Source organism: Gemmatimonas phototrophica (assembly GCF_000695095.2).
Lineage (GTDB): Bacteria > Gemmatimonadota > Gemmatimonadetes > Gemmatimonadales > Gemmatimonadaceae > Gemmatimonas > Gemmatimonas phototrophica.
The window spans coordinates 2,356,933-2,381,402 of record NZ_CP011454.1 but is presented as its reverse complement, the minus strand read 5'-3'; the positions used below and the strand labels follow the sequence as shown (position 1 = coordinate 2,381,402).

The window sequence follows — 24,470 nt, the reverse complement described above, 5'->3', positions numbered from 1 at the left end:
GGCGTAGCATCGCGCCATGCGCGCTGATGCAGAGGTACCCGCTGACTTCCGGCCCCGCCGTCTCGCCGCCCTACGAGACGCGATTGGCCGCGCCGACCTGGATGGCCTGCTCGTCACGGCGCTCCCCAACATCCGCTACCTCACCGGGTTTTCGGGGAGCAGTGCGCTGCTGTTCGTCACGGCGCGCGAATGTGTCCTGTTTACCGATTTCCGCTACGAAACGCAGGTCGGGGATGAAGTAGGCGGGGCCGCTACGGTTCGCATCGAGCCCACCAGCCTTTGGACCGGACTCTGGCCGGCGATTGTGGGGATGGCCGGGGTCGAGCGCATCGGCTTTGAGTCCGCACACCTGATGCACCGTGACTTCGCCCGGTTGCTGGAGCAGGGCAGTCGCTGGCAATGGCGGCCGGCCATTGAGTTGGTGGAGACGTTGCGAGCGGTCAAAGACCCTGGCGAAGTGGCCGCGATTGAGCGAGCGGTCCAAATGGCGCAAACGGCGCTGGAGCACACCCTGAAGGAATTGGTGCCCGGCTTGACGGAGACCGCGGTCGCTGGCCGGTTGGAGCGGCATCTGCGGGAGACTGGAAGCGAGGCGTTTCCTTTTCCTTCCATTGTTGCGTCGGGGCCTCGCTCGGCCCTTCCTCATGCGCGCGCCGCCGATCGCCTGCTCGCCAAAGGTGATCTGGTGCTGCTGGACTTCGGAGCGGTGGCGGACGGATACTGCTCGGATATCACCCGGACGGTTGTTCTAGGGAGCGCGTCTGCGGAACAGCGGGAAGTCTATGACATCGTTCTGGAAGCAAATATTCGCGCTTCGGGTGCGGTTCGGGCCGGTATGCTGGGGATGGCTGCAGATGCGGTGGCAAGAGACTACATTGCCGCGTGTGGGTACGGCGAGGCGTTCGGGCATTCACTGGGCCATGGTATTGGTCTGGAAGTGCACGAGTCGCCTCGTTTGGCCCGAACCGTCGACGCTCCCCTTGCCACTGGTATGGTGGTCACTATCGAGCCGGGCATCTATCGCCCGGATTGGGGTGGGGTGAGAATCGAGGACGATGTCCTGATCACAGACGCCGGGGCCCGGGTACTTACCGGTTTCCCTCGGCAGTTGCTCGAAATCGCCTGATCTCTGCGCTGTCGGCCCTTTGGGTTGCCGCGCATTCCCCAGCCTTTCCCGCCATGATCGACCTGCGCTACGTGAAGAAGCTGATCGAGATGCTCGACGGCTCCACCGTGGATTCCATTGAGATCTCCTCCGACAAGGGGATGAAGCTCCGTATCTCGAAGAGTCCGCAGCAGCGCGGCGTAACCGTAGCGCAGGCCATGCCGGCTGCCATGCCCATGCCCGCACCAGCCGTGTTGCCTGCCGCGCCGGCAGCGCGTCCTGCAGAGGAGGGGGGGACGGTGGTGCCGAAAGCCGAGGCACCGAAGTCTGCGGCCCTCGAGATCAAGTCGCCCATGGTGGGGACGTTCTACACGGCGCCAGAGCCGGGTGCGAAGCCGTACGTGTCGGTCGGCGATCGTATCAGCAAGGGCCAGATCGTCTGCATCATCGAAGCGATGAAGATCATGAACGAGCTAGAGTCGGAGTTCGACGGGGTCGTCCGTGAGATCAGTGTCTCCGACGCGCATCCGGTGGAATACGGCCAAGTCCTCTACCGCATTGATCCAACCGGCTGAGACATGACGACATGACGATGGTCTCCGGCGCCGCGACTGGCGCCGCCCCCAGTGCGACACCGGCGACAGGCCTTGACCTCAAGGCTGCGCTCCAGCGTATGGTGCGAGAAGGGGCGTCCGACCTGCATCTCAAGGTCGGCCGTCCTCCCACGCTGCGATTGCACGGAGACCTCGTTCCCCTCGAAATGCCGCCCATGCGGCCCGAGGAATTGCGAGCGCTGGCGGAACATCTGCTTCCGCCAGCGCAATTGCGCGAGTTCGTGGAGATGCGCGAATCAGACTTCGCCATCAATGTGCCAGGCATCGGTCGCTTCCGCGTCAACGTCTACCAGCAGAAGGGCACCGTGGCGTTCGCCATGCGCGCCATCGCGCACGCGGCGTCCAGTATTCGCGACCTCAATCTGCCCTCGGTCCTCGAGCACATCTCGCTCAAGCCGCGTGGACTGGTGCTGGTGACAGGCGTGACGGGCTCCGGGAAGAGCACGGCGCTCGCGGCCATGATTCAGTACATCAATGAGCGCCGCAACGCGAATATCATCACCATTGAAGATCCCATTGAATTTGTGCACCGTGATGTGAAGTGTCACATCAACCAGCGTGAAGTCGGTACCGACACCTCCTCCTTCTCGCAGGCGTTGCGTCGGGTGCTCCGGCAGGACCCGGATGTCATCATGATCGGTGAAATCCGTGACCTTGAGACGCTGGAGGTGGCACTCAAGGCCGCCGGCACCGGTCACCTGGTCTTTTCCACGCTGCACACCACGGACGCGACCCTGACGATCAATCGGGTGTTGTCGTTCTACCCGCCGCACCAGCAGAACGAGGTGCGTTTCGCACTGGCCAATGCGTTGTCGGCGGTGGTCTCACTGCGACTGGTACCGCGCGCCGATCAGCCCGGCCGCGTCCCGGCCTGTGAAATTCTGGTGAATACGGAAGCCGTCCGCGACCAGATCCGCGACCTGTCTTCGGCGCTGAATATCCCCGACCTGATCAAGGAAGGCAGCGTCGCGTACGGGATGCAGAGCTTCGACCAGTCCCTCATGAACTGGTACTCGCGTGGCGTGATCTCCTACGAGAATGCGCTGTTCAATGCCACCAACCCGGCCGAGTTTGCGCTGCGGGTGCAGGGGGTGGACGGGGCGAGCGACACCTCATTTTCGGGCTTCAAGCCGGGCAGCAGCGCCGGCTGAAGCGGTAACCGGGCGGTGTAAAGGGCTGGCGGCAAGCGCGTTACCTCGCCACCATAGGGGATGTTCAAAAAGGTCCTCATCGCCAACCGCGGGGAAATCGCCCTCCGCGTAATTCGCGCCTGCCGTGAGCTGGATATCCAGACGGTCGCCGTGTACTCGGAAGCTGACCGTGAGTCGCTCCATGTCCGGTACGCCGACGATGACGTGTGCATTGGGCCCCCCTCGGGTCGTGAATCATATCTGAAGATCCCGCGGCTCATTGCGGCCGCGGAAATTACCGGGGCGGATGCGATCCACCCGGGCTATGGGTTTCTGGCCGAAAACGCCGAGTTTGCGGAAACGTGTCGTGCCTCGGGCATCACGTTCATCGGCCCGACCCCCGAGCAAATCCGCGTGATGGGCGACAAAGCGTCGGCCCGGCGGGCAATGCAGGAGGTCGGGGTCCCCATCGTGCCAGGGTCCCCGGGACCGGTGGAAGATCCGGAGGAGGCGCTCGAGTTCGCCCGTGGTATCGGTTTTCCGGTCATCATCAAGGCGGCGGCTGGTGGCGGCGGCAAGGGGATGCGCGTGGCCCGCGACCCCGATGATTTCCTGCGCTCCTTCCAACTGGCCCGTTCCGAAGCGCTCTCGGCCTTCGGCAACGGCGACGTGTACGTGGAGAAGTTCCTTGAACGTCCCCGTCACGTGGAGTTTCAGGTCATGGGGGACATGCACGGCAATGTCATTCACCTCGGCGAGCGCGATTGTTCTGTTCAGCGTCGGCATCAAAAGCTGATCGAAGAAGCACCGTGCCCGGTGATGACGCCCGAGCTGCGGGAGCGCATGGGGGAAGCGGCAACACGTGGGGCCAAGGCCATCAACTACGTTGGCGCGGGCACCATTGAAATGCTCCTCGACGAAGACGGCTCATTTTACTTCATGGAGATGAACACCCGCATTCAAGTGGAGCATCCGGTCACCGAGATGCTGACCGGGGTGGATCTGGTGAAGGAACAGATCCGCGTGGCGGCCGGCTTGCCGTTGTCGGTGAAGGAAGTGCCGCCGTTCCGTGGCCACGTCATCGAGTGCCGCGTGAACGCCGAAGATCCGTCGCGGAATTTCCAGCCGTCGCCCGGCAAGCTTGAAGTGTTTCATCAGCCCGGCGGTCCGGGAGTGCGCATTGATACGCATGCGTATGCGGGATACACCGTGCCACCGTATTATGACTCGATGATTGCCAAGCTCATCGTGCAGGGAAACACGCGCGAGGAAGCCCTCAAGCGCATGCAGATTGCCTTGGAGAGTTTTGTGGTGGAGGGGGTGAAGACCACCATGCCGTTTCTGGCCCGCGTGATGCAACACCCCGGCTTCCAGGCGGGTAAAGTGCACACCAAGTGGCTCGAGTTTGAAGGCGCGGACCTCCTCAGGGACCCGTCTTAGTGCGAATCGACGTGCTGCTCGGCGAGGCCCCCGTGGCGCCCGCCGATGTGGCCGATCGCGTGGTGGTGGTGATCGATGTCCTGCGCGCCGCCACCACGGTGGCGACGGCGTTGGCTAACGGCGCCCGCGCCGTGATTCCGTTCGAGACGATCGAAGAAACCGTCATGCGGGCCAAGGCGTATGCCCGCGGGGAAGTGCAACTGGCGGGCGAGCGGCGCATGGTTCGGCCTGAGAGCTTTGACCTCGGGAACTCGCCGTTGGAGTACACGGCCGAAGCGGTCTCGGGCCGAACCATCCTGTACAGCACCACCAACGGCACAGCCGCGCTGACGTCGGCGCAGGGCGCGCGCAGCTGTTTTTTCGCGGCATTCGTCAATGCGGCCGCGACGGTGGCGGCCGTACGTGAGGCGTTGAATGACGGCGCCGACGTAACGGTGGTGTGTGCCGGTCATGAACGACATCTCGCGCTGGAAGATGTGGTGTGCGCGGGTCGTCTGGTGCGCGGCATTGCCGAGGGTCGGCACGATGTGGTGCGTGGTGATGGCGCGCGCGTGGCCGAGGCCGTCGAGCGTCCCTTTGTGGGTGGAATCGCGAGTGTTGCATTTGAGGCCGCCCATGCCCGCTCGCTCGCCGCGAACGGATTTGAAGCGGATGTACAGGCGTGCTTATCGCTGGACCGTTTTGATGTCGCGGTGCGCTACCATGACCGGCAACTGCAGTTGGCCGGCGTGACGGCGTCGCGCTAGCGGTCGGCGTCCGGAGGAGGCATGGAAAAACAGCTGCTGCGACGCGAACTGGGGGCCATTGGTCTCAGTCTGTTGTCGGTGTTCCTGGTGGGCGCACTGATGTTTCAGCGGACGCCGTCCAGCAGTGTGTCCTGCGGAGATGCCGTTGGACCGTTCGGGCCGGCCGGGACCATCGCACGCTGTATCCTCGTCTCTGCCGTTGGCATCCCCGGCATGGTGCTCATTGCTCTTGGGTGTCTTGTGGTGGCGCTGGCCATGTTCGGGCGCATTCGGCGGGCGGATGATGCCTCCGATTGGACGCTCCTCTTTGCCGGGACGGTCATGTTGGTGCCCGTGGCCATTGGATTGGCTCTGGGTGGTGAACCGGCCGCTTCTGATGGCGCAGGCTTGTGGGGTAGCTTTGCGGCCTTCTATCTGCGAAAAGGGCTGGGGACGGCCGGTGCGTGGATCGCCTTTGTCCTTGCCACCAGTGCCCTGACTGTCGCGACGCTGCGGTGGAACCCCATTCGGTTGCTGGTTGGTCCGGGGACGTCGGGGGCAGAGAAGGCGGCGGGGCCCGCGTGGACGCCGACGCTCGCAGAGCGGCTGGCTCCGGACCCGGAAGAGATGCCGGCGATCGACCCCGCTTTGGCGCGCGATGTGCTGAGTACGTCGCCGACCCGCTCGCGCAACAAGGATGTGGTGGTGGAAGACGCGCCGGCCGAGCCAGCGCGTGACGGCGTAGCCGACCGCAAGGGCCGGAAGGGGAAGGACTCGCGCGAAGAGTCGGTGGAGGCTGCGCTCGACCAGCAGGCGGAACCGGCGGCATTCAGCGAGGACCTGCCGCCCACGGAACTGCTCACGGCAGCCCCTGTGCGCAATGCGGATCAGGGGAAGCGCGAACTCGATCTGGCCGGTGAAAAGCTCATGAACACCTTGCGCACCTTCAAGGTGGACGGTGAACTGGTTGGGCGGACGACCGGTCCGACGGTGACACAGTTCGAAATTGAACCGGCGGCCGGCATCAAGGTACGGCAAATTGCCGCGTTGGCCGATGACCTGGCGCTGGCGATGCGTGCGCCGAGCATTCGCATCGTCGCGCCAATTCCCGGTCGTGGCGCGGTGGGCGTGGAAGTACCAAACCCCACGCCGGAAATGGTCGTGCTACGCGAGGTGCTGGAGGCGGCGGAGTTTCGCTCGGCGCGCGCGGCGCTGCCGATCGCGCTCGGGAAGGATCTGGAGGGGCGGCCGGTGCTGGCTGATCTCGCCAAAATGCCGCACCTGCTGATTGCCGGTGCGACCGGGTCCGGCAAATCCGTGTGCGTGAATACGATCATCACCAGTCTGGTCTATCGGCACACGCCGCGGACACTGCGTTTTCTGATGGTCGATCCGAAGATGGTGGAACTCAGCGTGTACAACACGCTGCCGCATCTCCGGCACAAGGTCATTACTGATAACCGTGACGCCGCGGCGGTACTCAAGTGGGCCGTGATGGAGATGCAGGATCGCTACCGGCTGCTTGAAGCCAACGGCTGCCGGAACCTGCAGGAGTTCAACAAGCGCGTCGCGCAGCACGCGGTTGGCGAGGGGGGGCCAGTGCTCAAGCCCCGCAGTCCCGATGTGGCCTTTGAAGATCGGACGTACACCGCCGGGATTCTGCCGTATATCGTGGTGGTGATTGATGAAATGGCCGACCTGATGATGACGGTGCAAGGCGAGGTAGAGACGCCGATCGCCATGCTGGCACAGAAGGCGCGTGCTATCGGCATTCACCTCATTCTGGCCACCCAGCGTCCCAGCGTGAACGTGATCACAGGGCTCATCAAGGCGAACTTCCCGTGCCGGATTGCCTTTCGGGTCGCCTCGCAGGTGGACAGCCGGACCATCATCGACGGTGCCGGGGCCGAAGCGCTGTTGGGCAACGGCGACATGCTGTTCATTCCGCCTGGGAAATCGGAGCCCTCGCGTTTGCAGGGCGCGTATCTGTCCAGCGAGGATACGGAAAAGTTGCTGCGATGGTATGACGACGCGCGGGCTCGCCTGGAGGCGGATGCGGCTGGCGGTCCCGGTTATTCGGAACCTGACATTCTGGAAACGGTCCGGGCGCAGGAGGCGAAAGCGGCCGGCGACGACGACGATGACGCCACCGGGTCCGATGATCGCGACGCCCGATTCCGGGAGGCGGCGGAAGTGGTGATCCAGCACCGTCAGGGATCGACCTCGCTGTTGCAGCGCCGACTGAAGATTGGCTACGGCCGGGCGGCACGCATTATCGATCAACTCGAAGCTGCGGGGGTGCTGGCGCCTTCGGAAGGTGCGGCCCGTCCACGGGATGTGCTCGTCGGGGTGCAGGATCTGGACCGCATCTGCGGCGAGGCGTAAACTCGGCGCGGCGTCGAAACGCTGGGCATGGCAAGTATTCGACTGGCCCCGTGCTCAGGAGTCCTCCGCCAACGTTTCTGGTTGCTTTAACGCCGCTTTGTCTCGTTTGTGTATTGACGAGTAAGGCTCACTCCGCCAACGTAGGGACATTCCGCATATCCCACCGGCGTACCGGATGAGCGGATTCCTACCTCAGTGGCGGCGAATCATCGTCGCCCCGCCGAACCTCGAAGTTTTTCCCTCCCACACGAGGTGTGTGATGTCCCTGTTTTTCCGTCGTGTAATCGCGTCTGCCGTGCTGGCGCTGGGCATAGTGCCCGTGGCCGCCGCGCAGCTTGACGCGCAGTCGGGCTCGATCACCGGCAAGGTGACCGATGCCTCGACCGGGCGGCCAATCGAAAATGTTGGCGTGAAGGCCCAGGCCGCGGGCGGACAGGCATATGGCGGGATCACCGGGCCGGACGGCAGTTTCCGCGTGGTCGGACTTGCCAACGCCTCGTACACGGTAACGGCGCGGCTGATCGGTTACGAAAGCAAGGCCGTCCAGAATGTCCGTCCCGGTCAGGTGGTCAATTTTGCGTTGAATCAAGCCGTATCCACCCTCTCACAAACCGTGGTGACGGCCAGCCGCGCCCGGCCGGAAAAGGCGCTCGATGCACCGGCGTCGATCTCGGTGATCTCCAGTGAGCGGATCGAGTCCACGCCCGCCGTCACGGTTACCGATCACCTGCGTACCACGCCTGGTGTCGATATCAATCGGGGCGGTATTGCGCAGGCCAACGTGGTGGCCCGTGGTTTCAACAATGCGTTCAGCGGGTCCATGCTCATGCTGCAGGACTACCGCTTTGCCGGCGTGCCGTCGTTGCGCGTGAACGTACCCTTCCTGTTTACGGGCACCAACGAAGACATCGATCGCATGGAGGTGCTGCTCGGGCCGGCGTCCGCGCTGTACGGTCCGAACAGCTCCAACGGTGTGCTGCACGTCATCACGAAGTCGCCCTTCAATTCACAGGGGACGACGATCAGCGTGGACGGCGGCGAGCGTTCGGTGATCCGTACCGGTGTGCGGACGGCGCAGAAACTCAATGAGAACGTGGCCTTCAAGCTCTCCGGCGAATACATGCAGGGGCGCGATTGGGAGTACAACGATCGCAGTGAGCCCACGCTGTTCCCGAGCACGAGCAACGTTCCCGCAGCGCGCCGCGGGCTGGCCAATCAGCGTGACTTTGATCTCCAGCGCTTCACCGGCGAAGCGCGTGTCGATGTTCGGCCCACGGTGAATACCGAAGCCATTACGACGGTGGGCTACACGAAGGTCGGTAGCGGCATCGAACTCACGGGCGCCAATGGATCGGCGCAGATCAAGAATTGGACGTATCTCAGCGTCCAGCAGCGTTTCCGCTGGAACAAGTTCTTTGCCCAGGCCTTCCTGAACAGCAGCAACGCCGGCAATGACGATGCGCAGGATGCCAGTGGCACATACCTGCTGCGTTCGGGCCAGCCCATCGTTGACAAGTCGCGAGTGGCGGCTGGTCAGGTTCAGCACGGGTTCGATATGGGCAAGAAGCAGACGTTCACCTACGGCGTCGATTACATCTGGACGAACCCGCAGACGGGAAACACGATCAACGGCGTGAATGAGGACGTGGACAACGTCACCGAGTACGGGGCGTATGTGCAGTCCACGACGCGTCCGAACAAGTACCTCGAGGTGTTACTGGCGGCGCGTGGTGACGGGAACAATGTCATCAAGGGCCAGTTCTTCTCGCCCCGGGCCGCCATCATTCTCAAGCCGGCGGAAAATCAGAATATTCGGTTCACGTACAACCGGGCCTTCTCGACGCCCGCCAATTTCTCCTTTTTCCTCGATCTCATTCAGTCGCCCAATGTGGGCGGTTCCGGATTCGATATCCGGGCGCGCGGCAATCCGCCAAAGGAAGGGTTCCAGTTCGCGCGCAACTGCAACGGCAGTGCGTTGGGCTCGTTGTGCATGAAGTCGGCCTACGCCAACGGCGGGAACTTCACCGGTACTTCGGCCGCTGCCGCATTCCCCGGCGCCATTCAGGCGCTCTCCCCGCGCTTGATCCCGGGTATTGCGGCCGCCCTGCAGCAGAACGGCTTTACCGCGGCACAGGCGACGGCGCTGGCCACGGGTGCCGTGCAGTACCTGGGGAGCCGTTCTCCCACGTCCGCCGATCTTGCCACGCGCGTGTCGTATATCACCGCCCCCACGACGGCGGTCACCGATGCACAGCTGCAGGATATCCGTCCCCTGGCGGCATCGTTCAACAACACGTTTGAAATCGGGTGGAAGGGCATCATTGGCAACAAGTTGCGCTACGACATTGCTGGCTGGGGCCAGGAACGTGGCGACGTCGGCACCTCCGCGGCCGTTGCCACCCCGAACGTGTTCTTCGGGAACCCGCAGCAGTTGGGTGGATACATGGGCCAGCAGCTTGGGGCGTTCTTCGCCTCACAGCCGTTGGGACTGTCGCTCCAACAGATTCAGGCACTGGCGGGCGGCGTTGCGACGGCGCTGACTCCCAGCGTGGCGGCGCTCCCAGTCGGTGTGGTCACCTTTGCCAACCAGCCGTCTGCGGCCAATGCGATTTATGCCACATACCTCACCTCAGCCGGCAAGATCTGGGTCCGTGGCGTCGACATGGCGGTAGATGTCAGTGCTACCGATCGCGTGACGCTTGACCTCGCCTACAGCTGGCAGAGCCGCAACGTGTTTCAGGGCATCGACGGCGGCAACAACCAGCCGCTTATGTCGAACTCCCCGATGTCCCGTGGCTCGCTCGGCATGCGCTACAAGAACGACGACAATGGCCTGGGCTTTGACCTCCGTGGCCGGTATGCAGAAGCGTATCCGGTGAACTCCGGTGTTTATGCCACCAACGTGGCGTACGCACTGGCTGCCGGGCAGACCGGCGCGGCAGCGAACGCGTCAGGCGGTGCCAATCGCTGCAGCCCGGCACCGGCCGGCACATTCTGCTACGAAAACGTCCCCGAGCAGTTCCTGGTGGATGCGCAGGTTTCCAAGCGCTTTGACCTCGGCGGCCAGCGACTCATGTGGTCGCTGAACGCGACCAACATGTTCGATAACCGTGTACGTACCTTCCCGGGCGTGCCGGAGATCGGCCGCATGATCATGACGCGAATCCAGTACTCTTTCTAACGAGACAGGGTTGGCGTCCCCTCACATCGCATCGGTGTGAGTTGCGACGGGGCGGCACCTTCGGGTGTCGCCCCGTTGTCGTTTTTCGGCGTTGCCGACGGTCCGTTCGGAATACCCGGGCGAGGCATTATCTTGCGCAGATGATCCTGCTTGATCCAGACGCTCGGCCGGTGATTGGTCACCGCGGCAACCGGGCGCACGCCCCTGAGAACACGCTGCCCAGCCTGTTGGAAGCGGTCGCGTTGGGGGTCGATGCCGTGGAGTTCGATCTGCATCTCTCCAAGGACGGCGTGCTGGTCCTGATGCACGATGCGACGTTGGATCGAACGACTGATGCCAAGGGACCGGTGGCCAGCCGAACGGCGGCCGAGTTACGCGACGTGGACGCGGGGGCGCGATTTTCGCGAAACGGGCGCGACTTCCCTTGGCGCGGAAAAAGAGTTGGCGTGCCGACCTTCGATGAGGTTATCGATGCGCTGCCTGCTACGCTCCCGCTCATTATTGAGCTGAAGACGGCCGCCGCGACGTCCATGCTGCAAGCGGCGATTGCCCGTCACAAGCTCGCAGGGCGCATTATCGTCGCCGGGTTTGATCCGGAAAGCACGCGTCCGCTGCGGGGCGGTAATGTGGCATTAGGGGCAAGCCAACCGGAGGCGGCAGGACTGGTGGTTCCCGCATTGCTCCGACGCCCCGTCGCGGCCTCGTGGTATCACGCGCTGTGTATTCCCCCAGCGCATATCGGGATTCCCGTACCCGTAGGGGCCATTGTGCGCACCATGCGTCCGCACCGGATCCCTACGCACATCTGGACGGTGAATAGCGCGTCGCATGCTCATCGGCTGTGGCGAAAGGGCGTGAACGGGATCATCAGCGACGATCCGGGGCTCATTCTCGCCTCGCGCAGCGGGGGGTGAGCGGCCACGGCGCCAGGTCCGTGCGATAGAACCGCATTCACCGCCGACGTGCCGCGTAGCTATCGCACAATGGGCGAAGAAGTGATGCGACTTTTGTCAGAGGGGGGCGGTAAACTCGCTCCATGACGAAAGCGCGGCAGGAACTTGGACTGCTTGGCGAACGCATTGCGGCGCGCTGGCTCATGCGGGATGGATGGCAGGTGGTGGCTCACCGCTTTCGGAGTGGACACCGCGACATCGATCTGGTGGTGCGTCGTGACAATCATGTGGCATTCGTGGAGGTCAAGGCGCGTCGTGGCGTGTCCTTCGGGTCGCCAGTGGAAGCGGTGCACCACCGGAAACAGTGGGAGCTCGGGAAGTCGGCTCGGGTCTGGGTCGATCGGTTCGGCTCCAAAACCACGCAGTATCGCTTCGACGTGGTTGGAGTGCTGATAATCGGTCAAACTGTCCGTGTCAGGCATATACCCAATGCGTTTGAACTGCCCTGAAATCGGGCACTTGCGGTAGTTGTCCACATCGCGTTTTCTTCGTACTTTATTCGGGTCTTGGTCCTGCTCGCGTTCTCCCTAGATTTTCGCGAGCCAGGGCATGGCAGCTTCACCCCTTACGACGGCGGTCCTCATGGCGGGTTCGGTAATTACAGACGACAAGCGCAAGGCCCTGGCGCTCGCGGTCGCGCAAATCGAGAAGAGCTGCGGCAAAGGCTCGATCATGCGGCTGGGCACTGACTCCAAGGTTCGCGTCGAGTCCATTCCGACGGGTGCGATCAATCTCGATGCGGCAATCGGCGTGGGCGGAATTCCGCGTGGTCGCATCACCGAGATCTACGGTCCTGAGTCGAGCGGCAAGACCACGCTCTGTCTGCACGTCGTGGCGAATGCCCAGCGTGCGGGTGGCGTTGCGGCTTACATCGATGCCGAGCACGCCCTCGATACCGAGTACGCCAAGAAGCTTGGGGTGGATATCGAGAACCTGCTTATCTCGCAGCCTGACACAGGCGAACAGGCACTGGAAATCTGCGAGATCCTGGTACGCTCGGGAGCGGTAGACGTCATTGTGATCGACTCGGTGGCGGCGCTGGTGCCCAAGGCGGAAATCGAAGGCGATATGGGCGACTCGCACGTCGGCTTGCAGGCGCGCCTCATGAGCCAGGCGCTGCGCAAGCTGACCGGTGCCATTGCCCGTTCCAAGGTCTCCGTGGTGTTCATCAACCAGCTGCGCGAAAAGATCGGCGTCATGTTCGGCAACCCGGAGACCACCACCGGTGGTAAGGCGCTCAAGTTCTACGCGTCGCTTCGTCTGGACATCCGTCGCATCGGTCCCGTGAAGGAAAAGGAAGACGTCATCGGGTCGCACGTTCGTGTGAAGGTGGTGAAGAACAAGGTCGCCCCGCCGTTCAAGCAGGCCGAGTTTGACATCATGTACGCCGAAGGCATCAGCCATACGTCGCTGCTGGTCGATATTGGCGCCGAGTCCGGCATCATCGACAAAGCGGGCGCCTGGTACAGCTATGGTTCCCAGCGCATCGGGCAGGGGCGTGAGAACGCCAAGATGTTCCTCAAGGACAATCCCGTGCTGATGGCAGAGATTGAGGAGAAGGTGAAAGTGGTGCTGGGCATGACGGCGCCCGCCCCCAATGCACCGGCAGACGAAGTGGAGGAATAGGCACCGCCCGCTCATACCGGACGCGTGTGTGAGGGCCGAGGGGTTGCTCGCGGTGGGAAGTGGTGCCCGGATCACCACTCCTCATCGTGAGTAGCCCCTCGGCTCTTTTTTGCCCATGACTCACTCCGAATCCCTCCTGCTCAAAGAGCTCCGGGAGTCCCCGCGACGCCCCGGTCGCTATCTGTTGTCGCTCAGTGACGGGCGTCAGCTCGTCGTCGGCATTGGTGTAATGGCCGAGACGGGGCTGACCCGTGCCGGAATGCCCATCGAGCCCACGGTCCTCGACCGATTGCTGCACGAGCACGTCATCACCGACCTGGCTGACCGCGCCTTGGACTATCTGGCGCGCGGGCGTCGCACGCGCCGGGAATTGGAGGTCAGGCTCCGTAAGCGCGACGCGACTCCGGCGCAGATCCGCGAGGCCCTTGATCGGCTGGAACAGTCAGGGGTGCTGTCCGATGAGCAGGTCGCACAGGCCGAGGCCTCCGCCCGACTGCGCAAGGGAGAGGCACCGGCCCGGGTGAAGCAGCAGTTACGTCGAAAAGGGGTGGCTGGTCCCACGGTCTCTGAGGCGGTCGCCGACGCGATGCTTGAGGATGGCTTCGACGAGGAGGCGGCCTGTCGGGCCGTCGCCGTAAGGCGCGCCCGTTCGCTTACAGCCGAAGACCCCGCGGCGGCGCAGCGCAAGCTGCTAGGGTTTCTGCTGCGGCGCGGATACGGAGGTACGATTGCCCGCCGTATCGCCAAAGAGGTCTTGCACGAAGGGCACTAGGCCGCTGCAGTCGCTCTCCAAGTTGTCTATATTGAGCCACTTATGCTCGCAGCCGAAATCCGCGCCCGATTCCTGGCCTACTTCGAAAAGAACGGCCACGCCATCCGTCCGAGCTCTTCGCTCGTACCCTCCGACGACCCCACCCTGCTGTTTACGAACGCCGGGATGGTCCAGTTCAAGAAAGTCTTCCTCGGCATGGAGGACGCGCCCGAAGGCAAGCGGCGCGCCACCACGTCGCAGAAGTGCGTGCGCGCCGGTGGCAAGCACAACGACCTCGAGCAGGTCGGCCACACCGCGCGTCACCACACGTTTTTCGAGATGCTGGGCAACTTCTCGTTCGGGGACTACTTCAAGCGCGACGCAATCCGTTTCGCCTGGGAGTTTGTCACCGAAGAGCTCAAGATCCCGCGTGAGCATCTTCGTGTCACGGTCTTTCACGAGGACGATGAAGCGCGTCAGTTGTGGAAGGATGTGGCCAACGTGCCAGACAACCGCATTTACGGTCTGGGGGCGAAGGACAATTTCTGGCAGATGGCCGATACGGGTCCGTGTGGACCGTGTACGGAGATCTACGTTGACCTCGCCAAGATGGCACCTGACTGGGCGTTCCCGGCCGATGCGTCTGGCGAGTGGACGAATACGGACATTGCCGACTATTCACTGGATGCCTTCGTGGAAGGCGCCGAGGCCGGCCGGTTCCTGGAAATCTGGAACCTCGTGTTCATGCAGTATGACCGTCAGGCGGATGGGACGCTGGTGCCGCTCCCCAAGCCCTCTGTGGATACGGGGGCGGGGCTTGAGCGCATCGCGGCGGTCATGCAGGGGGTAACGAACAACTTCCACACGGACGGCTTCCGTCCGCTCATCGAAAAGGTGGAGGATGTTGTTGGAATCAAGTATCCGTATCGCCCGGGTGTTGGTCTTGGCAAGGCGGTGGGCAAGGACGGCAAGGAGATCGATCCGGCCTCGTTCCGCGTGCTGGCGGATCACGCCCGTGCGGTAGGGTTCCTGTTGGCGGATGGTGTGTTTCCCAGCAATGAAGGGCGGGGCTATGTACTGCGCCGCATCCTCCGTCGGGCGGTGCGGCATGCCTGGCTGCTGGGGCGGCGTGAGCCTACGCTCGTGCATGTCGTGGAAACGCTCATTGAGCACATGCGTGACCTGTACCCCGAGTTGCACGTGCGGCGGAAGCACATTCTCGAGACGACGCGTGCCGAAGAAGACCGCTTCCTCGCCACGATCGATGCCGGGATGTCGCGCTTTGAGGAGTTGGCGCCTGAGAACTCCACGCAGGGGTCGCCCCGTTTGCGCGGTACGCTGTCTGGTGAAGATGCCTTCCGTTTGTACGACACCTTCGGTTTCCCGATTGACCTGACCGAGTTGATGGCCCGCGAGCGTGGCTATCTCGTGGACATCTCGGGCTTTGAGCAGGCGTTGGCCGCGCAGCGCAAGCAGTCGCAGGACGAACGGAAGTCGAAGCAGATTGCCGTGAGCGCCGATGACTTCGCCGATCCCACGCAGTGGACGCATGATCAGCAGCACCTCGAGAAGCTTGGGCGGTTCGTGGGGTACGACGTGATCGAAGTCGATACGCTGGTGACGGCGGTACGCCAGCTGGCTGACGGTAGGGTGGCGGTCATGCTGCGCGAGACGCCGTTCTATGCGGAGTCGGGCGGACAGGTGTCCGATCAAGGGACTATCACCGGCGAGGGATGGTCGGTCGTCGTCAACGAAGTTCGCAAGCTTGACGGTCGGATCGCCGCCATCGGGACCGCTTCTGGAGAAATCACCTTTGGCCGTGCGCATGCGGCCGTGCCGCGTGATCGGCGCAAGGATACCGAGCGACACCATACCGCCACGCACTTGCTGCACGCCGCCTTGCGGAAGGTGCTCGGCGAGCATGTGCATCAGGCCGGCTCACTGGTGTCACCGGATCGACTGCGTTTCGACTTCACGCATCACGGACCAGTGACGGCCGAGCAGTTGGCCGCCATCGAGGCCGATGTGAATGCCGGGGTGTGGGCGTCGGTGCCGGTAACGATCGCCGAGGACTCATATACGGCAGCAGTGGCACGAGGCGCGATGGCGTTGTTTGGCGAGAAGTATGGCGATGTGGTTCGCGTCGTCGAGATTCCGTCGTTGTCGGTGGAGCTCTGTGGCGGAACGCACGTGCGCAACACCTCCGAAATCGGTCTGGTGCGCATTGTCAGCGAAGGGGGCGTGGCCGCCGGCGTCCGTCGTATAGAGGCCGTGGCTGGCCCTCGGGCGTTCCAGTTTATGGCCGACCGCGAACGGACGCTGTTGCAGGTCGCGTCGCGACTCAAGGTGCCACTGTCGGGGATGGCTACCGGGCTGGAGCAGATTGACCGGAAGCTCGAAGCGCTGATGGACGAGCGGAAGCAGTTGGAGAAGCGTCTCGATGAGGCCATGCGTGGTGGTGCTCAGGGCGGTGGTCTCGCACAGCAGTTGGTGGCGCAGGCGACCGACGAGGCGGGGGTACGCTATGTCTCCGCTCGCGTGGACGTGGCGGACGTGAAAGCACTGCAGGCGCTCGGTGATGCCGTGCGGGAAGCGCTGGGCAGTGGTGTGGCGGTGTTGGGCGCGGCTTTGGCAGACGGGAAGGGGGCGCTGCTCGCGGTGGTCACGGATGATGTGCGTGATCGCGGATTGCGGGCTGACATCGTTGTGCGTGATGTCGCCGCGACTGTTGGTGGTCGGGGCGGTGGAAAGCCGCACATGGCCCAAGCGGGGGTGGATGCCGCGCAGATCGACCGTGCGCTTTCCGCAGTGGCCGACATCGTTGCGCGGCTGGCGGTGGCGTGATGATGGTGCCCGCTGGCGGCGCGGAGCAAAGCATGGCCACGGCTGCAACGGTTGGTGAGTGGATCGCGCGAATGGATCCCGCACCACCACCCGCTCTCCACCGTCGGCTGAGCACGTTGGTTAGTGCGTCGGCAGCCCGTCCTGTGGCTGAGGTTCCGGAAGCGTGCCTGGAGGCTGGGGAGCAGTTGTTGGATGAACTCCTGGCCTCAGGCTCCACGTCGCGCGCCACGGCGCTCGATCTGTTGGCGGTGGATGCGCTCATCACTTACGCCTTCCAGGCGGCAGCGGACGATCCCGCGCGACTGGAAGAGCGGGCCGCGCGTGCCATGGCGCGCATCGCGGCATTGCCTGAAGCACTCAAGGGGTGACCGGCGCATGTCGCGTCGCGCCAGGCTTGCTCGTGCGGGCTGCAGCGTGGCGCGCCGACGCGCGCACGGTCTGGCCAGGGAGGACGCATGATTGATATCCACACGCACCTGTTGCCTGGTGTGGACGATGGTTCTCCCTCGTTCGACGTGTCACTGCCAGTGCTGGAACGGTTTGCGGCGCAGGGCGTCACCACGCTTGTCTGCACACCGCACCTGAACGCCAGCCAGTCCGCGCACGCACCGATCGAACGCCATCGCGAGCTCTTTGCCCAGTTGCAGCAGCGGGCGCCGGCGGGGCTGGCGTTGCAACTGGGGTGGGAGATCATGCTCGATAGTCCCAACGTGGATCTGAGCGCGCCGCATCTGGCGTTGGGGCAGTCCCGGGCGCTTCTCGTGGAATTCACGCGGGGCGGCCTCCCACGAGGGGCCAGTAGCGAGCTTCGTCGGATCGCCCGCGCCGGACGCACCCCGGTGCTGGCACATCCGGAGCGATATTTCGGCTGCACGCTCGATGCCGTCCGGGAGTGGCGGAGAATGGGCGTCGTCATCCAGACCGATGCGTCGGTCCTCATGGGACGTGGTGTGCCGGCAGATTTGGCGCGAAACATGTTGAGCGAGGGACTCATCGATATCCTGGCCTCGGATAACCATGGCGACGCTCGCTCGTTGGCAAGCGCGCGCGAATGGCTGTTGGAACGTGGTGCGGATGAACAAGTCCACCTGCTCACGTTTGCCAACGCCGACTGCGTATTGCGCGATGAAGACCCGCTGCCGGTGCCGCCGCTCAAGGCCGGACTCATGGAGCGCGTCAAGCGGTTATTCGGTCGATGAGGCTGACCGGTCCTTTCTTCCAATCATGATGACCCGCGAAACTTCCCCCGCCGTGGCGCCCTTGCTGGGCGCTCTCCGTGAATTGGCCACCACCGCGGAACGTGCTGCCGCTCAGCTGGAACAGGAAATTGGCCAGGCGCTGCGCATGGTGCAGGACACCGTGTCCCGAGGGGGGACGCTCCTGTTCTGCGGCAACGGCGGCTCGGCGGCTGACGCGCAGCATATGGCCACGGAGTACGTGGTGCGATACATGCGTAACCGTCGGGCGTATCCCGCCATCGCGCTCACCACAGACACGTCGTTGATCACGGCGACCGGCAACGACTTCGGATTCGATCATATCTTCGAACGACAGATCGAGGCCATCGGGAAGGCGGGGGATCTCCTCATCATCCATTCCACCAGCGGCAATTCCCCGAACGTCTTGCTGGCGGCGGATGCTGCGCGCGCCAAGGGCATTCCTGTGCTGGCCTTGAGTGCCAAGGATGGCGGCGCGCTCAAGGACCGGGCGGATTTATGTCTAGTGGTTCCAACCTCGCGGACCGACCGGGCGCAGGAAATTCACCTGTGCATTCAGCACGCCATCTGTGATGCCATCGAGGCGACGCTATGATCAATCTCACTGGGAAGAAAGCGCTGGTGACGGGTGGGGCTCGCGGTATCGGCGCGGCCTGTGCGCGGCTGCTGGCTCAGGCTGGTGTGGATGTGGGGATTGCGTATCGGTCCCGAGACGAAGAAGCACAGGCGCTTGTCCGGGAACTGACGGACATGGGCGTACAGGCCTTTGCGTACAAAGGCGATCTGGCTACACGCGAAGCCAATGATGCGTTCGTGGCGATGGCTGTGGAGCACTTCGGTCACGTGGATATCTTCGTTGGCAACTCCGGGGTCTGGCCAGACGTACCCGTGCCGGTGAGTGCGCTCGATGATGAGCGATGGCACCACACGCTGGCCACCAATCTCGACGGCATGTTCTTCGGCGCTCGAGCGGCTGTGCGGCACATGCCGAATGGTGGACGGCTGGTGTTCATCTCCAGTACTGCGGGTCAGCGCGGCGAAGCCGGGCATGCCGATTATGCCGCCTCCAAGGGGGCGATGATTTCGTTCGTGAAATCGCTGGCGGTGGAACTGGGTTCGCATGATATCACGGTGAACAGCGTCGCCCCCGGGTGGGTGGATACGGAAGCCGTCATCCGCCCCTTCGCGGCCGATCGTGGTCGAATTGAAGCCAATATCCCGCTGGGACGTGTGGCGAGCCCCATGGACATTGCCGGACCGGTCCTGTTCCTCGCCAGTCCGCTGGCGCGGCATGTCACGGGCGAAATTCTGAACGTGAATGGCGGGAGCGTGCTCTGCGGATAACCCCCCTCCAGGTGCCCGCCTTGCGGCCACCGGGCCAGGTCATTGAAGTCGCGCGGACGTTGCAGAACGCGGGCTTTGAGGCGTGGTGTGTTGGCGGTGCCGTGCGCGATGCGCTCTTGGGGCTGGCGCACCTGGACTGGGATCTGGCCACATCGGCCACGCCGCCGGAGGTCCGTCGCCTGTTCAAGCGGACGGTGCCCGTCGGTATTGAGTTCGGCACCATCGGCGTGCTCGATCGGGATGGGCGCATGCACGAGGTCACCACGTTCAGGCATGATGTTCGCACCGACGGCCGCCATGCAGAAGTGGAGTTTGGGGCCTCCCTTGATGAAGATCTCGCGCGGCGTGATTTCACCATCAATGCGATTGCCTACGACCCCATTGCCCGGGTCCTGCGTGATCCCTTTGAGGGGCAGGCCGATCTGCAGCGAGGGGTGGTCCGCGCCGTCGGGAACGCCGACGCACGCATGCGCGAAGACCGCCTGCGTGCATTACGGGCGATCCGCTTTGCCGCACGTTTTGATTTCGCGATTGAGGAGGCGACGTGGTTGGCCATTGTCGCCAGCGCACCGTTCCTCACCCGGTTGTCTCCGGAACGGGTCAAGCAGGAACTGGACAAAACCATGGAACAGGTGGTGCGCCCTTCCGACGCGTTGGCCCGCTGGCGGGAGAGCGGCGCTTTTGCCTCGCTGGTGCCCACCCTCGCCGACGCGCCAGACAGCCTGTTGCGCGCGGTCGATGCCTTGCCGGTGCCGGGGCTCTCCACGAGACCGTTACGGAAGCCGCTGCGGTTTGCCGCGCTCTTTAGCGGTCACGATGGAAAGGCGGCGGAGCAGGCCATGCGGGCGTTGCGCTTTTCCAATCAGGACATCACCACGGTGTCGGTGCTCGTTGACCGGTATGCGCGTTTTGGTGCTTCGCTTGGCGACCAGTTGGCGTCAGGATCCGCGCCGTCCGGCGCCGATCTGCGCCGTCTGGCAGCGGCCGTGGGGCGACTGCGGGTTGCAGCCTTTCTGCGTCTGTGCGCGGCGCGCTGGGCAACCGACGACCGACGGGTGGAGCCCCGCACCGTGCGTGCGTTGTATCGACAGCTCCTGCGGATCGCGTTCAACGAGGCTATCGAGGTGGCGGATCTGGCGGTGGATGGTGATGACCTCCGACGCGCAGGAATCGCGGCCGGTCCGCATCTTGGGCAGACGCTGCAGCGTTTGCTGGATGCGGTCATTGACGATCCCGCGTGCAATACGCGGGAGACACTGCTGTCGCTCGCCGCACACCCCGCGTAACGCGTCGCCATGAGTGAACTCACCAGTCTCGCCCAGGCGGGCCGACATCGTTTTCGGGACGCGACCGATTGGTTTGTGATGACGTCGCACGAGGGTTTCACCACGACGAAGGTCGGGGCCTCCTCGGAGCGCGTGGTGGATTTGTGGCATGCGCTCAGCGCCTATCTCGATCCGGCGGTCGATGTTCGCCTGCACGATGTTCGCACGGCGCGGACCTGGACGGGATCGCTGCTCGCGCTTCCCGATGTCCGCGAAACCATGGGCCGTCTGCGCCTCCCGTTGTCGGCTTATGGTGGCGTTGAACTCACGGTGGGTACCGGGAACGATCAGCTGTCGCTGACCCCGGAAATGCTGCTGGTGATTTACGCGCGAACGGATCGATGGGGCTTCCTGTTGGATGGGCTGGGCCTCGTAGAGCGGGAGGTCCCGCCACGGCCCACGTGGATCCCATCACGTAGTACCTTGCGTCCAGAATCCCAGCTTGAGCAGGCCTTGCAAACGGCGGCCGAGCGGCTGGGCCTCGCGGAAGTCACCGTATGAGCAAAGGCGCGGGGAAGGGCAGTGAGGGTGAGGGGCCGTCTCTCTTTGGCGGTGCCGGCAAGGCCGAACCATTGGCCGCGCGCCTGCGCCCGGATCGGCTTGAGGACGTGGTGGGGCAGCAGCATTTGCTGGCCCCGGGCCGTCCGCTGGGGGATGCCATTCGGAACGGCACCATTGGCAGTGTGATTCTCACCGGCCCGAGCGGAACGGGAAAGACCACCATCGCCAGTCTGATTGGGCGCTATACGCAACAGACCGTCGTGATTCTGAATGCGGTGACGGATGGGATCCCGCGACTGCGTGAGATCGTGGCGGATGCTGAGCGGCGCCTGAACTTTGACGGGCGTCGCACCCTTGTGGTCGTGGACGAAATCCATCGTTGGGCGAAATCGCAGCAGGATGCGTTGTTGCCGCATGTGGAGAGTGGAGTGATTTCGCTCTGTGGAGCAACCACCGAAGTGCCGGCATTTGCGGTGGTGGGTGCACTCCTCTCCCGCTGTCGGGTCTACGCGCTCCGCCCACTGGTGACCGAGGATGTCGTGCAGGTGGTCGTGAGAGCGATGACCGATGCGGCCAGGGGGCTTGGCGCGCGCGCGTTGCAGGCGCACCCGGATACCGTTCGCTGGCTCGGTGAGCAAAGTGATGGCGACGCCCGCCGGGCCCTTGGTGCACTGGAAGCGGTCGCGACGACGTTGGCGGATGGGGCGGCCATCACCATCGAGGCCCTATCCGCCGCCATGGGGCTACGCGTCGTCGCCTACGATCGCGTGGACATCGATCGCCATGCCATCCTTTCGGCCTTTCATAAGTCCTGCCGAGGCTCGGAGCCGCATGCGGCCCTGTACTGGCTGGCCAGGGCACTGTTGGCCGGTGAAGACGCGCAGATCTTCCTGCGACGGCTGGCCGCCATCGCTACCGAAGACATCGGCCTCGCCGATCCCGAAGCCCTTCCGGTGGTGATGGCCTCCTGGGAGGCCTACCGTCGCCTTGGCCCTGCTGAAGGGGAGCGCGCGGTCGCTCAGGCGACGGTCTACTGCGCAACCGCCCCGAAATCCAATCGGCTCTATCTGGCGTGGCAGGCCGCGCAACAGGCGGCGCAGGGCACGCCCGCGGTACCAGTCCCGGCCCACCTGCTGAATTCGGAAATGCACCTGCGCGCCGATGAGGCACGGCGTGTGCCGTATCAGTATCCACACGATTTCCCGGGTGCCTTCGTGGCGCAGGCCTACCTGCCGGATCAGCTGGAGGGGCAAACGTATTATCACCCCGGTCCGTTCGGGGAGGAGAAGCGCATCGCGCAGCGGTTGGCGTGGTGGGCAGAACGCGGGGGACCACCGGTGGCATCCTCGGGTACGAACAGTTCAGCAGCGACCGCCGACGGTCAGACCCCAACGACAACCTCTGGAGAAAACGCGTGAGCATGCGCATGAAACGAATGGTGACCGCCGTGGTAGTGGCTGTCGTCGCCACCGGCGCTGTTGGCTGTGCCGCTCTTGGGCGGGCGACATTCAAGGAGCCGGATGTGAGGTTGCGGGAGTTCAACATCACCGGCCTCGGGCTCTCGGGCGGCAGCGTGGATGTCGTGCTGTCGGTCTATAATCCCAACGGATACAAACTCGACGCCCTCAAGATGACCTATCAGGTGGACGTCGATTCGATCAAACTGGGAGAAGGGGCGCTCGACAGTCGCTTTGTGGTCCCCGAGAAGGATTCCTCGCTGGTCAAACTGCCGATCCGGTTCACGTATGCCGGTCTTGGGGCTGCCGGACGCGCCCTGATTCAATCGGGCACGGTGAACTACCGGGTACGTGGCGATTTTACGGTCGCCACGCCGCTCGGCAACTTCACCCGTCCGTATGATCAAACGGGACGCTACTCCTCCGTGGCGGGCGCGAAATAGTCCCGCCGCCATTTACGGCATTTTCGAGACATTCAACGCAGGTCGATTCTCATCAGTCGCGAGCCAATCAATCTCACGCTGCCCGTCGAACGGGCCATTCTGGTCAGTGCGCCGTTCAAGCGGAGCTCAGCGAAGCATTTTGTCGATGAGCACCTTCAGGAACTGGCGCGTCTGGCCGACACGGCGGGGGCACAGGTCGTGGGTACGCTCACGCAGCAACTTGATCGACCGCATCCGGGCACGTACCTCGGCAGCGGCAAGGTCGAGGAACTCAAGGAGCGCATCAAGGAACTGGGCGCGACCCTGGTCATCTTCGATGACGAGCTGTCCCCGGCACAGGGAAAGAATGTCGAGTTGATCGTCAATACGCGCGTGATGGATCGTGCCGAGCTCATTCTCGACATCTTTGCCACGCGGGCCCGCTCGAACGAAGCGAGAATGCAGGTGGAGTTGGCGCAGCTGGAGTACCTGTTGCCTCGCCTCACGCGGATGTGGACCCACCTTGAGAAGATGCGAGGTGGTATCGGTATGCGTGGTCCAGGTGAAACGCAGCTGGAAACGGATCGCCGACTCATTCAGCATCGCATCCGCATTCTCAAAGAACGACTGGCCGACGTCGAGCGGGCGCGCGAGGTGCAGCGCCAGGGGCGGCACACTCATTTCCGGGTGGCGCTGGTCGGGTACACCAACGCCGGGAAATCGTCCATCCTGCGCAGCATGGCCAACGATTCCGATGTGTTTGTCGAAGATCGACTGTTTGCCACGCTCGATCCATTGACGCGTGAAGTGGAAGTCGGTGATGGCTATACGGTGTTGTTGACGGATACCGTGGGTTTCATTCGCAAGTTGCCTCACCATCTGGTGGCATCATTCCGGGCCACACTTTCAGAAGCTCGCGAAGCGGATCTGCTGTTGCACGTGATCGACTCCAGTCATCCGGCGTGGGAGGAACAACGTGACGTCGTGGACGGCGTCCTGAATGACCTGGGATTGTCCGAGCGACCACTCACCTACGTGATGAACAAGATGGATGCGATATCCGCCGAGGATGCCTCGTCGGTTCGCGAGCGCGTGGCCAATCTGATGCCGAATTCGCTGTTCGTGTCTGCCCTGGAGCCGGGTGGGCTCGACGGCCTCAAGGCGACGTTGTTGCACAGCATGCGCAATCAGCGCCCCATTCTCGAGGTCCATATCCCGGCCGCCAATGGGCGACTGATCGCCGAAGTGCATCGGGATGGAGAGGTGCTGGATCAGCGCGCCGACGACGATGTCATCGTGCTTCGCGCGCGGCTCGACGAACGCACGATTGGACGGCTTCGGCAGTCCGGGGTGCGGGTCATCGTTACGCAGGGGGTCACGCGTTCCACGTCCCCTAACGTCGCTGCTGTCCCGTTGCCATAAATCGCGCGGGCTTGCTGGTGGGCACAAC

21 protein-coding genes are annotated in these 24,470 nt (G+C 63.6%); all 21 read left to right on the top strand.

Annotation, left to right across the window (positions count from 1 at the left end; translation table 11 throughout):
• The first annotated feature begins 16 nt into the window (after positions 1-16).
• The 21 genes from GEMMAAP_RS10120 (at position 17) to hflX (ending at position 24,442) form a co-directional block, all read left to right on the top strand.
• Positions 17-1,126 (top strand): M24 family metallopeptidase, encoded by a 1,110-nt coding sequence (locus GEMMAAP_RS10120; protein ID WP_053334471.1) that lies wholly within the window; start codon positions 17-19, stop codon positions 1,124-1,126.
• Between the two features lie 53 nt (positions 1,127-1,179).
• Positions 1,180-1,680 carry an acetyl-CoA carboxylase biotin carboxyl carrier protein gene (accB, locus tag GEMMAAP_RS10115; RefSeq protein WP_053334472.1) on the top strand — a complete coding sequence of 167 codons (501 nt, stop codon included), beginning with the start codon at positions 1,180-1,182 and terminating at the stop codon, positions 1,678-1,680.
• Positions 1,681-1,691: 11 nt separating this feature from the next.
• Entirely contained in the window at positions 1,692-2,870 is a 1,179-nt protein-coding gene (locus tag GEMMAAP_RS10110) for a type IV pilus twitching motility protein PilT (RefSeq protein WP_026850662.1), read from the top strand.
• A gap of 60 nt (positions 2,871-2,930) precedes the next feature.
• The gene (gene accC / locus GEMMAAP_RS10105; protein ID WP_043581629.1) at positions 2,931-4,289 is read left to right on the top strand and encodes an acetyl-CoA carboxylase biotin carboxylase subunit; all 1,359 of its coding nucleotides are present in this window, start codon (positions 2,931-2,933) and stop codon (positions 4,287-4,289) included.
• Positions 4,289-5,035: a 2-phosphosulfolactate phosphatase gene (locus GEMMAAP_RS10100; RefSeq protein ID WP_026850663.1), complete on the top strand. Its 747-nt coding sequence runs from the start codon at positions 4,289-4,291 to the stop codon at positions 5,033-5,035. Before accC ends, GEMMAAP_RS10100 begins: the two co-directional genes overlap by 1 nt.
• Before the next feature lie 21 nt (positions 5,036-5,056).
• Positions 5,057-7,399 carry an FtsK/SpoIIIE family DNA translocase gene (locus GEMMAAP_RS10095; RefSeq protein WP_053334473.1) on the top strand — a complete coding sequence of 781 codons (2,343 nt, stop codon included), beginning with the start codon at positions 5,057-5,059 and terminating at the stop codon, positions 7,397-7,399.
• 259 nt (positions 7,400-7,658) lie between these two features.
• A complete protein-coding gene (locus GEMMAAP_RS10090) occupies positions 7,659-10,580 on the top strand; it encodes a TonB-dependent receptor (protein WP_026850664.1) in 2,922 nt (973 codons plus the stop codon).
• Between the two features lie 140 nt (positions 10,581-10,720).
• Entirely contained in the window at positions 10,721-11,494 is a 774-nt protein-coding gene (locus GEMMAAP_RS10085; RefSeq protein WP_026850665.1) for a glycerophosphodiester phosphodiesterase family protein, read from the top strand.
• Positions 11,495-11,616: 122 nt separating this feature from the next.
• Entirely contained in the window at positions 11,617-11,982 is a 366-nt protein-coding gene (locus GEMMAAP_RS10080) for a YraN family protein (protein ID WP_026850666.1), read from the top strand.
• Positions 11,983-12,082: 100 nt separating this feature from the next.
• Positions 12,083-13,159, top strand: a complete 1,077-nt coding sequence (gene recA, locus GEMMAAP_RS10075) for a recombinase RecA (protein ID WP_026850667.1) — start codon at positions 12,083-12,085, stop codon at positions 13,157-13,159.
• Positions 13,160-13,274: 115 nt separating this feature from the next.
• On the top strand, positions 13,275-13,931 hold the full coding sequence (locus GEMMAAP_RS10070) for a regulatory protein RecX (RefSeq protein ID WP_026850668.1): 657 nt from the start codon (positions 13,275-13,277) through the stop codon (positions 13,929-13,931).
• Positions 13,932-13,973: 42 nt separating this feature from the next.
• A complete protein-coding gene (alaS, locus tag GEMMAAP_RS10065) occupies positions 13,974-16,754 on the top strand; it encodes an alanine--tRNA ligase (RefSeq protein ID WP_026850669.1) in 2,781 nt (926 codons plus the stop codon).
• A gap of 143 nt (positions 16,755-16,897) precedes the next feature.
• Entirely contained in the window at positions 16,898-17,122 is a 225-nt protein-coding gene (locus tag GEMMAAP_RS20555) for a hypothetical protein (protein WP_158514807.1), read from the top strand.
• An 87-nt stretch (positions 17,123-17,209) separates the two neighbouring features.
• A complete protein-coding gene (locus tag GEMMAAP_RS10055) occupies positions 17,210-17,953 on the top strand; it encodes a tyrosine-protein phosphatase (protein WP_026850671.1) in 744 nt (247 codons plus the stop codon).
• Between the two features lie 25 nt (positions 17,954-17,978).
• Positions 17,979-18,566, top strand: a complete 588-nt coding sequence (locus tag GEMMAAP_RS10050) for a D-sedoheptulose-7-phosphate isomerase (protein WP_202969111.1) — start codon at positions 17,979-17,981, stop codon at positions 18,564-18,566.
• A complete protein-coding gene (locus GEMMAAP_RS10045) occupies positions 18,563-19,315 on the top strand; it encodes an SDR family NAD(P)-dependent oxidoreductase (protein ID WP_026850673.1) in 753 nt (250 codons plus the stop codon). The genes GEMMAAP_RS10050 and GEMMAAP_RS10045 overlap by 4 nt, the downstream gene beginning before the upstream one ends.
• Positions 19,316-19,335: 20 nt before the next feature.
• Positions 19,336-20,601: a CCA tRNA nucleotidyltransferase gene (locus tag GEMMAAP_RS10040; RefSeq protein ID WP_158514806.1), complete on the top strand. Its 1,266-nt coding sequence runs from the start codon at positions 19,336-19,338 to the stop codon at positions 20,599-20,601.
• A gap of 9 nt (positions 20,602-20,610) precedes the next feature.
• Positions 20,611-21,141: a hypothetical protein gene (locus tag GEMMAAP_RS10035; protein ID WP_026850675.1), complete on the top strand. Its 531-nt coding sequence runs from the start codon at positions 20,611-20,613 to the stop codon at positions 21,139-21,141.
• The gene (locus GEMMAAP_RS10030) at positions 21,138-22,559 is read left to right on the top strand and encodes a replication-associated recombination protein A (RefSeq protein ID WP_053334475.1); all 1,422 of its coding nucleotides are present in this window, start codon (positions 21,138-21,140) and stop codon (positions 22,557-22,559) included. The genes GEMMAAP_RS10035 and GEMMAAP_RS10030 overlap by 4 nt, the downstream gene beginning before the upstream one ends.
• Positions 22,560-22,561: 2 nt before the next feature.
• The gene (locus GEMMAAP_RS10025; RefSeq protein WP_043581632.1) at positions 22,562-23,041 is read left to right on the top strand and encodes an LEA/WHy family protein; all 480 of its coding nucleotides are present in this window, start codon (positions 22,562-22,564) and stop codon (positions 23,039-23,041) included.
• Between the two features lie 30 nt (positions 23,042-23,071).
• Positions 23,072-24,442: a GTPase HflX gene (gene hflX / locus GEMMAAP_RS10020; protein WP_338011331.1), complete on the top strand. Its 1,371-nt coding sequence runs from the start codon at positions 23,072-23,074 to the stop codon at positions 24,440-24,442.
• Positions 24,443-24,470 lie beyond the last annotated feature (28 nt).